This is a genomic window from Pseudomonas sp. FW300-N2A2 (assembly GCF_017351735.1).
GTDB lineage: Bacteria > Pseudomonadota > Gammaproteobacteria > Pseudomonadales > Pseudomonadaceae > Aquipseudomonas > Aquipseudomonas migulae.
Genome location: NZ_JACNDU010000001.1, coordinates 255,483 through 270,465 on the forward strand (window position 1 = coordinate 255,483; position 14,983 = coordinate 270,465).

The window sequence follows — 14,983 nt, forward strand, 5'->3', positions numbered from 1 at the left end:
CCCCGCAAGAAAGTCAAAACACAGCACATCGGTTCAATATCCCCGTCCGACTCTACGCCACCATGGCCTCCTCACTCACCCCGTAAGGACATCGCCATGGCTATCGCAAAAGCAGTACCCGGCAAAACCCTGCTGACCCCAACCGACCACACGCTGATCATGATCGATCACCAGTCGCAAATGTCCTTTGCGACCAAATCGATCGACGCCGTGACCCTGCGCAACAATGCCGCGCTGGTGGCCAAGGCGGCGCGCGGCTTCAAGGTCTCGACCATCCTCACCACCGTTGCCGAAAAAAGCTTCTCCGGCCCGATCTTCGACGAAATCAAATCGGTGTTCCCGGAACACAACGTCATTGACCGCACCAGCATGAACACCTGGGAAGACGAGCGCATTGCCGTTGAAGTGAATAAGTTCGGCAAACAGAAAATCGTCCTCGCCGGCCTGTGGACCTCCGTGTGCATCGTCGGCCCGGCGCTGTCGGCCATCGACCAGGGTTTTGAGGTGTACGTGATTGCCGACGCCTGTGGCGACGTCACCACCGAAGCCCATGAAATGGCGATGCAGCGCATGATCCAGATCGGCGCGCGGCCGATGACTTCGTTGCAATACCTGCTTGAATTGCAGCGCGACTGGGCACGTACCGAGACCTACGACGAAACCGTGAAAACCTCGATCGCCAACGGCGGTTCTTACGGTCTGGGCCTGATCTACGCCAAGACCATGTTCGGCGCCTCCGAAGGTCATTAAGTAACAACGCGGCTCCGGGGTTCCGGAGCCGCTTCCCTTCGCGGTGGACTGATTGATGACGTTTTCCTCACGAGACCTCAGTCGCGGGTTGTGCCTGTGTCTGCCGGCGCTGTTATCAGGCATGGTCCTGGCAGATGAATCGCAGGGCTTGCTGGCCGGCGCGAAGCTTGAAGTGCTGAGCCGAAATTTCTATCTCAACAACGACTATCGATCCCCGACGCCGGCAGGCAAAAGCTACAAAGCTGAGTGGGCTCAGGGCTTTATCAGCTCTTTTGAATCCGGTTTCACCCCCGGCACCCTCGGATTCGGACTCGATGCCCACGGGTTTCTAGGATTGAAACTGGACGGTGGCAAGGGCCATTCCGGGACAGGGTTATTGCCGCTGGACAGCGACGGTCGTAGCGAAGACAACTATTCCAGTGCTGGCGGCGCGTTGAAAATCAAGGCCTCGAAAACCACGTTAGCCTTCGGTGAAATGATGGTCGAAACCCCGGTGTTCGACACCGCGGATAAACGCCTGCAACCCGAGTACGCCAGCGGTTTTCTGGTGAACAGCCACGAGATTGAGGGAATGAATCTGGTCGCCGGCCACTTCACGGCGTTCAAGAATCAGGACGGTGCTTCGGGCAAGGACAACTTTTACGGCTACGGCGCCAACACTGAAGCGGGCGGCATTTCTATTCTGGGTGCCGACCTGTTTACGCAAAGTCCGTTCGGCGCGGCCCTCTATGCTTCAGAGCTGACCGACACCTGGCATCAGTACTACGGCAATCTGCACCTGAAACAGTCCGGCTGGTTCCTCGACGCCAATCTCTATCGCACGCAGGACACAGGCCAGGCGTTGGCCGGAGCTATCGACAACACAGCGTTCAGCCTGTCAGGCAAATACACCGTCGATGCCCACGCCTTCACGTTGGCCTATCAAAAGGTCAACGGCGATACCCCGTTCGATTTCGTCGGTGGCGACTCGATTTACCTCGCCAACTCGATCAAATACGCCGACTTCAACGGTGCCCACGAGCAGTCCTGGCAAGCTCGCTACGACCTTGATCTGGGCCTCTATGGCATTCCCGGGCTGAAATTCATGACCCGTTATGTCACAGGCAGCCAGATCGACGGTACGCACGCCCCCAAGGGCGGCGCCTACAACCCGCTCGATGAGTCGGTCGGTGCGTACAGGCCGCTGCAAGGTAATGATGGACGGCATTGGGAGCGAGACATCGACTTGCGTTACATCGTGCAGTCTGGATCGGCCAAGGGCTTGTCGCTGCAACTGTCCCATGTCTCGCACCGGGCCAACAGCGCCCAGGCGGGCGATGATATCGACAGGGTTTATGTCGTTATCGAGTACCCGCTGAGTTTCGGCCGTTTCTGATAATGGTCAGCCGGCGTGCTCGCACTCTCAAGCAGGCTCGCTCCCACAGGGGTTGGCGTTTATCATGACCGCCGAAAACAACCCTGCCTTGTATGAGAATGAGCATGACCTTCGATTTTGATCAGGTGTTCGACCGCCACAACACCGGCAGTACCAAGTGGAGCCGCTACCCGGCCGACGTATTGCCGATGTGGGTTGCCGACATGGATTTTGCCGCGCCACCGGTGATCATCCAGGCCCTGCAAAAACGTCTGGAACACCCGTTGCTCGGCTACAGCGTGGCGCAGGATGACTTGCGCAATGCCATCGTGACCGACCTCTGGAACAAGTACGCCTGGCGCGTCGAGCCGCAGGAGCTGGTTTTCCTGCCGGGCGTGGAATCGGGTTTTAACATGGCCCTGAATGCGCTGGTCCAGCCGCAACAGAATGTCGTGGTGCAAACGCCCAACTACCCACCGCTGCGTCATGCACCGGGGCATTGGGGGCTGAACAAGGTTGAACTGAATTTCGAGGCGATGGCTGATGGCACGTACGCCACGCCGCTTCAGGCCTTGCGCCAGTCGCTGGAAGGCGGCGGTGCGTTGCTGCTGAGCAACCCGCACAACCCGTTGGGCAAGGCGTTCCCAAGGGAAGAGCTGCAAGCGGTGGCCGATATCTGCGTGGCGCAGGGCGCCTGGATCATTTCCGACGAAATCCATGCCGAACTGTGCTTCGATGGCCGCCAACACATTCCAACCGCCTCGTTGAGCCCGGAAATCGCCCGGCGCACCATCACGCTGATGTCGGCGAGCAAGGCCTACAACATCGCTGGCCTGAAGACTTCGTTCATGATCATTCAGGACCGCGCCCTGCGCGAGCGCGTCAACCATGCGCGCTGCGGCATGGTCGACAGCGTCAATCCGCTGGGCATGGAAGCGACACGTGTTGCTTACACCGAAGGTGCGCCGTGGCTGGCCGCGCTCAAGGACTACCTGCAAAGAAACCGCGATTATCTGGTGGATGCCGTTCGCACGCGCTTGCCCGGCATCAGCATGAATGTGCCTCAGAGTACCTACCTGGCCTGGCTCGACTGCTCGGCGCTGGGGTTGGAGAACCCGCAGCAGTTCTTCCTTGAAAAGGCGAAGGTCGGGCTTAGCCCTGGCCTGGATTTCGGCGATGACAGCCAACAGTTCGTGCGCCTGAACTTCGGCTGCCCGCGCGCGTTGCTGGAGGAAGGCATCGCACGGATGGAGCGCAGTTTGCGCGACCGCTAACAAGCCCCCCTTGCCGGCGATGACATCCGCAAGGTCACCGCAGGGTTCAAGGGCCAATCGCCGGCAAGCCGGCTCCTACAGGGATTTGTTGCGGCACACATCCATGCCAGCCACCTCGTACCTTGTAGGAGCTGGCTTGCTAGCGATGACGTCCGCAAGGTCAGCGCAGGACTCAGGGGCCAATCGCCGGCAAGCCGGCTCCTACAGGAATTTGTCGCGACACAAATCACTGCCAGTCACCTCGTACCTTGTAGGAGCTGGCTTGCTAGCGATGACGTCCGCAAGGTCAGCGCAGGACTCAGGGGCCAATCGCCGGCAAGCCGGCTCCTACAGGAATTTGTTGCGGCAAACATCCCTGCCAGCCACCTCGCACCTTGTAGGAGCCGGCTTGCCGGCGATGACGTCCGCAAGGTCAGCGCAGGGCTCAGGGGCCAATCGCCGGCAAGCCGGCTCCTACAGGAATTTGTCGCGGCACACATCCCTGCCAGCCACCTCGCACCTTGTAGGAGCTGGCTTGCCGGCGATGACGTCCGAAAGGTCAGCGCAGGGCTCAGGGGCCAATCGCCGGCAAGCCGGCTCCTACAGGAATTTGTCGCGACACACATCCATGCCAGCCACCTCGTACCTTGTAGGAGCTGGCTTGCTAGCGATGACGTCCGCAAGGTCAGCGCAGGACTCAGGGACCAATCGCCGGCAAGGTCAGCGCAAGGCTCAAGGGCCAATCGCCGGCAAGCCGGCTCCTACAGGAATTTATTCCGGCACACATCCATGCAAGCCGGCTCCTACGGGCGCGGGAGAATAAGCGCGTACGCTTGAAGAGCCGGGCGGTTTATTACCGTAATGTCGAGGCGATGATTTCCACCAGGTTGAGTTGCGTGAATGGTTTGGACAGGCGTGGGAGCTTGGTCGCAAAGCCTTCCAGCCGCTCGGCGTAACCCGTGGCGAGGATGATCGGCAGGTCGGGCCTGATGCTTCGGATCGCCTGCGCCAGTTGCGCACCGTTCATTTGCGGCATGGCCATGTCGGTAATGACCAGGTCGATGACCTGTTCGCTGTCGAGCACTGTCAGCGCTTGAGCCCCGGATACCGCACTGATCACCTGATGGCCCAAATCTTCGAGCAACAGACAGGTACTGGTCAGCACCAGGCTGTCGTCATCCACCACCAGCACGCACAGCCGAGGCACCGGCGGTGCGGCTTCCTCCTGGGCAGGCTTGGCGATCGAACCTTGCGTGGCGACGGGAATCCACAGTTCGGCCGTGGTGCCCTTGCCCTTCTGGCTTTTTAGAATGAATCGCCCGCCCAATTGTTCGATGAAGCCATGCACCATCGACAATCCCAGCCCCGTACCTTTGCCGACCCCTTTGGTGGTGAAGAACGGGTCCATCGCCACGGCGAGTGTGGCGTCGTCCATGCCCTCCCCGGTGTCATTGATGCTCAGGCAAACATAACGACCTGTCATTGGCCTGAGCGAGGGGTGATCGCCGGCGTCTTCAGACCGGGCGCTGATCAGGAGCTTGCCACCATGGGGCATGGCGTCGCGGGCATTGGTCGCCAGGTTCAGGACTGCCAGTTCGAGCTGGTTTTTGTCGGCCCAAACAGGCTCGATCGTTTCCGTAAAACGGGTTTCGAGGACTACGGAAGGCCCGAGGGAACTGCGCAACAGGCCGGTGATGCCCTCCACCAGCGTCGGTATCTCGACGGACTCGGTCTTCAGTTCCTGTCGCCTGGCAAAGGCCAGCATGCGCTGGGTCAGCGCCACTCCGCGCAAGGCACCTTGAGTGGCGTTGTCCAGCAATCGGGTGATCTTCGAATCGTCCCCGATGCGCTTGCGCACGATTTCCAGATTGCCAAGGATCACCGTCAACAAATTGTTGAAGTCATGGGCAATCCCCCCGCTCAATTGCCCGATGGCTTGCATTTTCTGCGCTTGGAAAAGCGCCTCACGGGTTTGTTCGAGCGCCTGCTGAGCGCGGGTCGCTTCAGTGATATCCCGGGTGATCTTGGCGAAACCGAGCAACGTCCCGGTATCGCCCCAGATCGGATCGACCACGACATGCGCCAGGAACCGCGTGCCGTCCTTGCGCACTCGCCAGCCTTTGTTCTCGAATCGCCCCTCACGGATGGCAATGTCCAGCGTGCGCTTCGGTTCGCCGGCTGCGCGGTCTTCCGGGGTGTAAAACATCGAAAAATGCTGACCGATCACTTCTTCGGGCAAGTAACCCTTGATGCGCTGGGCACCAGGGTTCCAGTTGGTCAGCCGTCCGTCAGCGTCGAGCATGTAGATGGCGTAGTCCGTGACACTTTGCACCAGCAGCCGGAACTGCTGTTCGCTTTGCTTGAGCACTTCTTCAGCCATTTTGCGGTCGGTCAGGTCCCGGGTGATCTTGGCAAACCCCAGCAACTTGCCCGTCGAATCGAGGATCGGATCGATCACCACATGGCACCAGAAATGCGTACCGTCCTTGCGCACCCGCCAGCCTTCCCCCTCGAATCGCCCTTCGCGAATGGCGGTATCCAGGGCTCGTTGGGGCATCCCCTTGAGACGGTCCTCCTCGGTGTAGAAACGCGAAAAATGCTGACCGAGGATTTCCGCTTCTTCATACCCTTTGAAGCGTCGAGCGCCGGCATTCCAACTGGTGATGATGCCGTCGGGATCAATCATGTAGATCGCATAGTCAATCACCGCATCGATCAACAGGCGAAAGCGCCCGTCCTCGATGGTGCTGGCTTTGCCTCGATCTTCGTTCATTGAGCCCTCACGTCGTGATTGTTTTTTGAGGAGTATGCGACAAGCTTGGGGTTTGGAAAGCCGAAATGCACCGATCGACGCAAAGTCTTATCGGTTTACGTATCTGACAATGCAGGCATACAAATCGTTGTATACGAAACTCGGAACATGCTGGGTATGACCCGCGATCTTGAGCAGCGCCAGATGGCACTCCTTGATAATTTCGTGGTGACCATTCACCGCAAATACAGGGTTATCAATAATCCGCGAGTAAACGATGTGCTCAAAATGCCTCAGGGTTGTCGTTTTGGTCAGCGTGCCGTCGGCATCCAGGGTGTAAGTGCTCTGAGCCCGTATCGCCCGCTCTTTCAACACGCCGAATCCGCGTTCGTACACGGTGATTTGTGAACCGCTGATCGCTTTTGAAGCGGTCTCGATGGCCAGGATGATCGCTTGTGCATACCCCATGCTGGCAGCCAGTGTTGATCCCGTCAGAAATCTTTCCATTTCCTGGTTTTCGAGGCTGTTGAGTGCTCTCTTGATGCTCGACACATGAGCGAACTCTTGGGTGCAGCCAACGATATGAGTCTCGAATTGATAACCGGCGGCAGTTGCCGTCGGCGGAAAAGACGCGAAATCGAGGCTGTCGAATGCGCACTCCATGACGATGTTGTATTTGCCGACAAATGCCTGCGTAAAGATCATCGCGCTGACCTCACGTACAAACGCCTCTGTATGCTCATACGCATGCAGAACGCCAAGCTTGATCATCTCGGTGTAGTGAGGGTGTTTTTTCCGGTATTCGGGCAGGTACAGGCGCACGTAGTTTTTGTAGCGGCCCGAAGGCAGAAGACTTTTTTCAAGCAGATACGTTTTGCCAGATCCCTGCAGGCCGGCAACGATCAGCATTTTCGGGGTTGCCTCGGCCGTAATGCCGCTGAACAGCGTCGCTTTTATTTCATCGAATGCGGCCGTGACCTGCTCTTGGGTGTACGTATAGTTCGGTGCTGCTGACATACCTTGATTTCCTTATCAAAGACTGGCTTGAAAGTGATGATTGCCTCTATGAATAAAGCGGGCATTCGCCACTTGTTCAAATGTCTGTGTTTTTCAAGGTATGTCGATGTTTTTTAAGGTAAAAAATCCTACTCCGCCGAGAGCGAAATCGCCGGAGCAACCGACCACCAGCGCGGCAGCAGTTGCTTGACCTTGCTGTCGCCAAACCGGTCATCAATCAACATCACCACCCCCTCATCCTGTTGGGTGCGTATCACTCGCCCCGCAGCCTGCACCACTTTCTGCACGCCGGGAAACAGGTAGGTGTAGTCGTAACCGGCACCGAAAATCGCGGCCATGCGATGTTTCAACTGTTCATTGACCGGGTTGAGTTGCGCCAGGCCCAAGGTGGCGATAAATGCACCGATCAGCCGCGCGCCGGGCAAGTCGATGCCTTCGCCAAATGCCCCGCCCAGCACAGCGAAGCCGACTCCCTGGCTGTCTGCGGTGAATTGATCGAGAAAATCCTGTCGCCGGGCTTCTCCCATGCCCCGCGATTGCGCCCACACAGTGATGTGCGGGTGTTTTTCGGCCAGCAACTGCGCCACTTGCTGCAAGTAATCGAAGCTGCTGAAAAACGCCAGGTAGTTGCCGGGGCGTTGACTGAACTGCCGGGCAATCAGCTCGACGATCGGCGCCAGGGACGATTGCCGATGAACGAACCGCGTGGATATCTGATTGACGATATGGACCTTCAACTGGTCAGCGTGAAACGGTGATTCGACATCGATCCACACCGTGTTCGCCGGCGTCCCGAGGAGATCCCCATAGTAATGACGCGGGCTCAACGTCGCGGAAAACAGCACGGTACTGCGTGCGGCCGTCAGGCGCGGGCGGATGAAACCGGCAGGCACCACGTTGCGCAGGCACAGTTGCGAGAGCGACTTTTTGCGCTCGAGGTCCCGCTTGCTGATGTCGAACAGAAACTGTTCATCGAAGAGTTCGGCAACGCGGCAGAATTGCAGCATGTCGAAATAAAACGTCTGCAATGCACTGTCCAGGCCCTGCGGGTGATCATTGAGGTAATCGCCAATGCTCGCACTGCACGAGGACAGCGCCTGAAGCAATTTTTCCGGAGGCTTATCGTAGGCCTGATACGCACCAAGTTGCAGGTTATGCAGGGCGTTCCACTCACGATTGACCCGTTGCAGGGATTTTTTCAACGGCTCGGGCGCGGTTTTACGCACGCCGTTGAGGGCCGACTGGTCGAGACTGGCGCTGTACATCTGCCGGCCGCGCTCCACAAGGTTGTGGGCTTCGTCCACCAGCACCGCAACTTTCCAGTTATTGGCCTGGGCCAGCCCGAACAGCAGCGCACTGAAATCGAAATAATAGTTGTAGTCGGCGACCACCACGTCTGACCAGCGTGCCATTTCCTGGCTCAGGTAATACGGGCACACCGCATGTTTCACGGCCACCTCGCGCAAGGCATTCTGGTTCAACAGTGACAGCTCGCTGGCGGCCTGGCGCGCGGCCGGCAAGCGATCATAGAAGCCTTGGGCCAATGGGCAGGATTCGCCGTGGCAGGCTTTGTCCGGATGTTCGCAGGCCTTGTCCCGGGCGATCATCTCCAGAACCCGCAGCGGCGGCGCATCCGCGCTGTCGAGGATCACCTGCGCAGCATCGAGCGCCAGTTTGCGCCCCGGCGTTTTTGCCGTAAGAAAGAACACCTTGTCCAGTTGCTGCGGCGCCAGCGCCTTGAGCATCGGAAACAGCGTCCCAAGCGTCTTGCCGATGCCGGTCGGCGCCTGCGCCATCAGGCACCGGCCGATGCTGACCGCCTTGAACACCGACTCGGCCAAATGCCGTTGGCCCGGACGAAAGCCTGCGTGGGGAAACGCCAGTTGCTGCGCCGCGCCGTTGCGCGCCTCGCGATGGGCCATTTCCTGTTCGGCCCAATGCAGGAACAGTCGGCAATGCTGCTCGAAGAACTCCTGCAATTCTCCAGCGCTGAAGGCCTCGACCAGACAGGTTTCCTTTTCGCTGACGATGTCGAAATACACCAGCGCCAGGTTGATCTGTGCCAGGCCCAGTTTCTGGCACATCAACCAGCCATAGACCTTGGCCTGCGCCCAATGCAGTTGACGATGGTTAGCCGGCTGTTTGCTCAAGTCCCCGCGATAGGTTTTGACTTCTTCCAGGCAGTTTTGCGCCGGGTCGTAGCCGTCCGCCCTGCCCTTGACCTTCAACGTCTGGTACAGACCTTCAAGCGCGACCTCACTCTGGTAACCCTCGCTACGCCGGGACGCCACCGTACGGTGGCCGACGATCCCCTCCAGTGCCGTCGGCGAGGGCGTGAAGCGCAGGTCGAGGTCCCCGACCTTGGCGGTGAATTCACACAACGCCCGCACCGCGATGCTGTAGCTCAAGCGCCCTGCTCCGCCCACTGCACGTAGCAAACAGCAATCGGCATCTGGTGTTCATGGCAGAACTCGAGCCAGCGCAACTGGTTGTCCTGCAGGCGATCACCCGGGCCTTTGACTTCGATCATGCGGTAGGTCTTGTGCTGCGGCCAGAACTGAATCAGGTCCGGCATGCCGGCGCGATTGGCCTTGATGTCCAGCAGCAGGCGGTTGAACCAGTGTTTGAGGTGCTCGGCGGGCAGGCAATCGAGGGCCTGTTCAAGCAGTGGTTCGCTCAACGCGCCCCAGAACACGAAAGGCGACTGCACGCCCCACTTGGCGGCGTAGCGCTCACGGATGGTCTGGCGGTAACGTCCGTCATCCAGCTCGGCGAGGCAGGCCTGAAACAGGTCGGCCCGGCGCGCCTGGAAGTCTTCATTGAGCAAGTCCGCCGGCCCGCGCTGGAACGGGTGGAAAAACGCCCCCGGTAACGGCGCAAAGATTGCCGGCCAGCACAGCAACCCGAACAACGAGTTGATCAGGCTGTTTTCGACGTAATGCACCGGCGCCGATTCCTCCGCCAGATGCGCTTGAACGTAAAACTCCACCGACAGCGTCGGGTCGGTTCTGGGCAGTTGCAGATCGAGACGCTGCATTTCCCGTGGAGAGGATCGTTTCACTGCCGGCCCGCCGAGTTTGCGCCGCAGCCTGGGCACCACTCGCAGTAATTGCTGTTGTTCGGCGGCGCTTTCCGGCGATTGCCCGGCTGCAACGGCCAGGTCCATGGCCAACTGATACTCGCCGCAGCGCTCCAGCACACGAATCAACCGCGACCGTGCGCCAGGCCAGGCGCACTCGCGGTATATGCCCAAGGCATTGGCGAAATCCGCCACGCGTTCGCAGTGCTGACCGATCTGGAACAGCAATTTGCTGCGCCGCTTTTGCAGCCAGGGATTGCTCAGCGCCAGCCCGTTGATCTGCTCGACAACCGTCGCCACCGCTTCACCGGCCTCGAACTGCTGCTGACAGTCATGGAGAAACAGGCAGGCGTCCACGTCCTCGCGACTGCGCAAGCCGCGTGATTCGGCGCAGAACTCGACTTTTTCATAGGTAAAGATACCGAGGTCGGCAAGCACGAATTCCGACCAGTCCTGGTAAAGGTTGCCGAAAAACATCAGGCGCAGGCGATCGCACAAGCCCATGATAGTCAGGCTGAACAACCGATCATCCAGTGGCGCGCACCACTGATTGAAGGGTTGAACCTCGGGAAACCGTTCGCTCAATGCAGGCAGCCAGTCGGACTTTTTCCCTTTGGGCTGATCGATGGCGGCACCGAAACATTGAAGGATTTCGGCCTTGAGCAACGCCTCGAACACCTCGTCGAGCGGCAGCGGCGACTGCTCATCGATCCAGCCCTGGGCCAGCAGCGGCTCAGCGGCCATGGCAATGTCGCCGATCTCGACGTAATGCAGTTTGCTCGCCCTGAAGTGAACGCCCTTGCGCATGACCATCCGGACCAGGAGCGCACGGGGTTCCCGGGGCAGTCGATTGAACTCACGGATGAAGCATTGCTCCTCGACACTCAATACATCGGCATAACGATGTTCAAGCCAATCAAGCACTTGCATGAAGTTGTTCAAGTAATAGAACGGATCGTCGAGGGGATTTGTGGTCACAGGGAAACAGGGCCGCGGCGTACGAGTACTGGTTATGCGTACAGATACCAGCTACGACCCGTCCGGTGCAAACGGAAAAGGATAAGCGGCGGCGCGATCCGGTTTTTTTTGGGTGGCCCATCGAACTTTCTGGGGATCCGTCGCACCAACGGCGGTAGAAGTGCAGCGGCGATTGAAGGATTTGAAGCAGTCGCGCTGATTTTTGGAGGATGAGAGGTGGTTATGAATATCAAGACACTGGGTTTGCCACTGGTAGCGGCAGCCCTTCTGGCCCTGGCCGGTTGCTCGACGCCAACGGTGGTGACACTGCAGAACGGCACTCAATATTTGACCAAGGACATGCCAAAAGCCAATACCAAAGAAGGCTTTTACGAGTTCGAAGATATTTCCGGGGCGAAAGTGAAGGTCAAGGTTAATGACGTGGCCACGGTTCGCAAGGAAGACTGAAGACCGCGTTATCGTTCATCGCCGGCAAGCCGGCTCCTACAGGAATCTTGTAGGAGCGGGCTTGCTCGCGAAGAGGCCCTTACAGGCGCCACATCACCTTCAGGCGATGACGACATTGGCCAGGCTATCCAGCCCAACCCCGACCAACGTTACCGAATCACTGCCAAACGTCAGCACCGTGTCTTGCCCCACAACCGTGGCATGGGCGCGTACGTCATCATTCGGCGCCACCCCCTGAACCCCGAGAAACACCAGTTTGTCGTTCGCCTGATAACCCACGATCCGATCCTGGCCAAACGCGCCACTGAACAGGAACGTATCGATCCCGCCACCCGCCTCCATCAGGTCATTTCCTGCCCCGCCCACCAACACGTCGTTGCCTTGACCGCCCACCAGATGGTCGTTGCCATCCAGACCAAACAACCAATCACCACCGGGATGCGCCTTCAACGTATCGGCCCCCGCTCCGCCCTTCAGCGTGGACGCGTACTGCGTCAGGTCGTTGCCCACCGCAAGGCCGTTGGCGGTGACCTTGTGGGTCACGTCATCCTTGAACAGCCCCCAGAGGAACCCCGGCTCCTTCGTGACAATGCTGCCGATGTCGCGGGTGATGCTGATGCCGCCCTGCGCATCGCGGATGTACAGGTTCCCCGCGCCGTCATTGGCGAAATCGAAGTTTTTCACTGACTGCTGCAGATCCAGCACGTTACTGCCCTTGCCACCCAGCACGATGTTGTAGCCGCCGCCGTCGCGGAAGGTGTCGTTGCCGTCGCGGCCTTCCAGGTAATCATTACCCTTGCCGCCCTGGATCAGGTCGTTGCCGTCGCTGCCAATGATGAAGGTGCTGCCCTTGTGGGTTTCGGCGTTGCGATTGAGGTCCTGAACCCAGGTGCTGCTGCGCGCCGGGTCAGAGAGGTTGGCAACGATGACGGTCGAGTCCTTGCTGGTGAGGTCGTAGAACTTCGACTCCAGCACCCGCGTCATGCCATCGCCATACCCCGTGGGCAGGTGGGAAATCCAGGTCGGAATATTGAGGATGGAATACGGCAGCACATTCCACGCCGTCGAGGCGTAATGATCGTTGAAGCTGACAATGTTGTTGGTCGCCGAGTCCTGATGCGCATCGTGCACGCCCAGCGACGACAGGTTGAAGGACGAGCCGTCGAGCGCGCGGAACACCGGGTCATTCTCATAACCGACGTTCAGCACTTTATCGGTGCTGCTTTGCGTCGGTGAGGCGTAGGCAATGTAGTTGGCATCCTTGTAGAACCCGGCCCACTTGTCGTTGCTCAGGTCCGCCAGGCTATTGACCGCCAGCCCGCCAAGGCTGTGACCACTGACCAGCACGTCCTTGCCCGACAAGCCATTGGCCCGGGCAAACGCGGCAACATCCGCAAGCAAGTCGCCGAAGGCCTCGCCCACGTAGTTTTTCGCGTAATCCTTGGGGCCCAACGCTGCCAGCACGTCGTTGATCACGTCGGCGATCGAATCGCTGATCAGGCTTTCCCGAGGTCCACTGGTGCCGCGAAAGGCCACGCCGATTTCGCTGAGATGGCCCTGCGCATCGTACTTGCCGAGGATCTCCACTTGGGCGCTGGTGTACCCGGCCTTTTCGCCGAAGAACGTTCCGCGTGCATCAACCTTGCCGTCGTAACCCAGCTGCGCAGCGGTGATCGGCGTCCAGCCGGCTTTCTGCACCGCCGCCAGCGCGGCTTTTTCCGAATCCGGGTTCCACGGCACGCCGGGAATCACGCCCTGGGAGTCAGTACCGCCAATCAACGCGGTCACCAGCGTCGCCGGCAAACCCAGGCCGAAGCCATTGTGCTGATAACCGGTGGCAAAGCCGTTATCGAGGTTGTGATAGGAGTACAGCGTGATTGCCATGGCGTCGGTGAACAACGCCTTTGAATCTGCTGTGCCGAAGTTTTTGTAGTCGTATACACCCATGGTAAAGCCTCTCTTTTGTTGGAATTGTCAGAGATCTTTCCGGCGTTCCTTCGGGCCTTGCCCAAATGCTTCGTCAACCTTGGCCAGGTCTTGCTCGTTCAAGGTGCCGGCGTAGTAATGCAACTTGGTCCATGCCATCAAATAGTCGTAGCGGCTCTGCGCCAGATCGCGGCGTGTGGTGTAGAGCTGTTGTTCGGCGTTCAGCGCGTCGAGGTTGACCCGCTCACCGCCGAGAATGCTCTGCCGGGTCGACACCACCAGCGCTTCGGCGGACGTCAGCGCTTTCTGATAGGCCCGCAGCTTGTTCACCCCCGACAGGCACGCGCTGAACTGGCGGCGTAACTCGATCAGGGTTTCCCGTGTCTTGCCGTCCAGTTCGTATTCGGCCTGCTCCATGGCGCGGCTGGCCTGACGGGTCGACGCCGAGACACCGCCACCGGCGTACAGCGGGACGTTGACTTCGATGCCGATGGTGTTGGTGTCGTAGCGCTGGTTGTAGGTGTTGCCGCTTTCCGATTCGTTCTGGCGCACCGTTGCGTAGGCGCTGACTTTGGGCAGGTGCCCGGCGCGATTGCGCTCCACCTCGTAGCGCGCCACTTCCAGCGCCTGACGTTGCGAGGCCAGGCCCGGATTGTTGGCGACCGCCATCTCATGCCAGGTGTCGTAATTGGCCGGTTGCAGGGTGAAAGTCTGGAACTGCTGATCCAGCGGCGCGAGATCGCTGATGTCGACGGCCGGCACGCCGATCAGCGCGCCCAGTTCTCGCAGGGACGCGTCCTGTTCGTTGCGGGCTTCGATTTCTTCGGCGATTGCCAGCTCGTAGCGTGACTCGGCTTCGAGGATGTCGGTGCGCGTGCCCTCGCCCTGACGGAACAATTGCTCGTTCTGCCGGAACTGTTGCTCGAAGGCTTTCTTCCTGGCCTGGGCGATGTCGATCTGGTCCTGGGCGAACAGCGCCTGGGTGTAGTTCTCCAGCACCCGCACCAGCAATTGCTGGCTCTTGCCGCGAAAGTTCTCATCGGCGAACAGCGACTGCGCCACGCCTTTGCGGTACGTCGCGTAGGCCTCGTAGTCCAGCAGCGGTTGTTGCAGGGTCAACGACGAACCGTAACTGCTGTAGTTGCGGTCATCGCTCTGGTTTTGCCCGCGCTCGTTGAGGTAAGTGACCTTGGAGGTGTTGCGGCCCTTGTTGTAGTTGTAACCCAGTTTCGGCAGCAGCCCGGCGCGGCCGATCGCGCGGTTTTCAAGGCCGGCGTCGCGCTCCTTGATCGCGCCGAGGAACACCGGATCATTGCGCAACGCTTGCTCGTAAAGGTCGAACGGTCCCATGGCCATGGTCGGGTTACAGGTCAGCAGCACAAGGCTCGCCGCAAACACAGACAGCTTATTCATACAGCGCAACATCC

10 protein-coding genes are annotated in these 14,983 nt (G+C 59.3%); 4 read left to right on the plus strand and 6 right to left on the minus strand.

Features of this window, described 5'->3' with window-relative positions; genetic code table 11:
- Window positions 1-96 precede the first annotated feature (96 nt).
- From J4E42_RS01000 to J4E42_RS01010, 3 genes are all read left to right on the plus strand, one after another.
- Window positions 97-750: a hydrolase gene (locus J4E42_RS01000; RefSeq protein ID WP_008041483.1), complete on the plus strand. Its 654-nt coding sequence runs from the start codon at window positions 97-99 to the stop codon at window positions 748-750.
- A 55-nt stretch (window positions 751-805) separates the two neighbouring features.
- A complete protein-coding gene (locus tag J4E42_RS01005) occupies window positions 806-2,125 on the plus strand; it encodes an OprD family porin (RefSeq protein ID WP_207284336.1) in 1,320 nt (439 codons plus the stop codon).
- Window positions 2,126-2,229: 104 nt separating this feature from the next.
- Entirely contained in the window at window positions 2,230-3,378 is a 1,149-nt protein-coding gene (locus J4E42_RS01010; RefSeq protein WP_008041480.1) for a MalY/PatB family protein, read from the plus strand.
- Window positions 3,379-4,210: 832 nt separating this feature from the next.
- On the opposite strand, the gene J4E42_RS01015 is transcribed toward J4E42_RS01010, so the two are convergent.
- The 4 genes from J4E42_RS01015 to J4E42_RS01030 all read right to left on the minus strand — a co-directional run bounded on the left by J4E42_RS01015 (window position 4,211) and on the right by J4E42_RS01030 (window position 11,183).
- The gene (locus J4E42_RS01015; protein WP_207284337.1) at window positions 4,211-6,130 is read right to left on the minus strand and encodes a PAS domain-containing sensor histidine kinase; all 1,920 of its coding nucleotides are present in this window, start codon (window positions 6,128-6,130) and stop codon (window positions 4,211-4,213) included.
- A gap of 87 nt (window positions 6,131-6,217) precedes the next feature.
- Window positions 6,218-7,126, minus strand: coding sequence for a zeta toxin family protein (locus tag J4E42_RS01020; protein WP_207284338.1), 909 nt, complete (start codon window positions 7,124-7,126; stop codon window positions 6,218-6,220).
- A 128-nt stretch (window positions 7,127-7,254) separates the two neighbouring features.
- Window positions 7,255-9,534: an ATP-dependent DNA helicase gene (locus J4E42_RS01025; protein WP_207284339.1), complete on the minus strand. Its 2,280-nt coding sequence runs from the start codon at window positions 9,532-9,534 to the stop codon at window positions 7,255-7,257.
- A complete protein-coding gene (locus J4E42_RS01030) occupies window positions 9,531-11,183 on the minus strand; it encodes a VRR-NUC domain-containing protein (RefSeq protein WP_207284340.1) in 1,653 nt (550 codons plus the stop codon). Before J4E42_RS01030 ends, J4E42_RS01025 begins: the two co-directional genes overlap by 4 nt.
- Window positions 11,184-11,405: 222 nt before the next feature.
- On the opposite strand from J4E42_RS01030, the gene J4E42_RS01035 reads away from it, so the two are divergent.
- On the plus strand, window positions 11,406-11,630 hold the full coding sequence (locus J4E42_RS01035) for a YgdI/YgdR family lipoprotein (RefSeq protein ID WP_008026328.1): 225 nt from the start codon (window positions 11,406-11,408) through the stop codon (window positions 11,628-11,630).
- A gap of 99 nt (window positions 11,631-11,729) precedes the next feature.
- Here the strand turns inward: J4E42_RS01035 and J4E42_RS01040 are convergent, their stop codons facing one another.
- Both J4E42_RS01040 and J4E42_RS01045 read right to left on the minus strand, forming a co-directional pair.
- Window positions 11,730-13,577 carry a polyurethanase gene (locus J4E42_RS01040; RefSeq protein ID WP_207284341.1) on the minus strand — a complete coding sequence of 616 codons (1,848 nt, stop codon included), beginning with the start codon at window positions 13,575-13,577 and terminating at the stop codon, window positions 11,730-11,732.
- Between the two features lie 27 nt (window positions 13,578-13,604).
- Window positions 13,605-14,981: a TolC family outer membrane protein gene (locus tag J4E42_RS01045; protein WP_008044317.1), complete on the minus strand. Its 1,377-nt coding sequence runs from the start codon at window positions 14,979-14,981 to the stop codon at window positions 13,605-13,607.
- Window positions 14,982-14,983 lie beyond the last annotated feature (2 nt).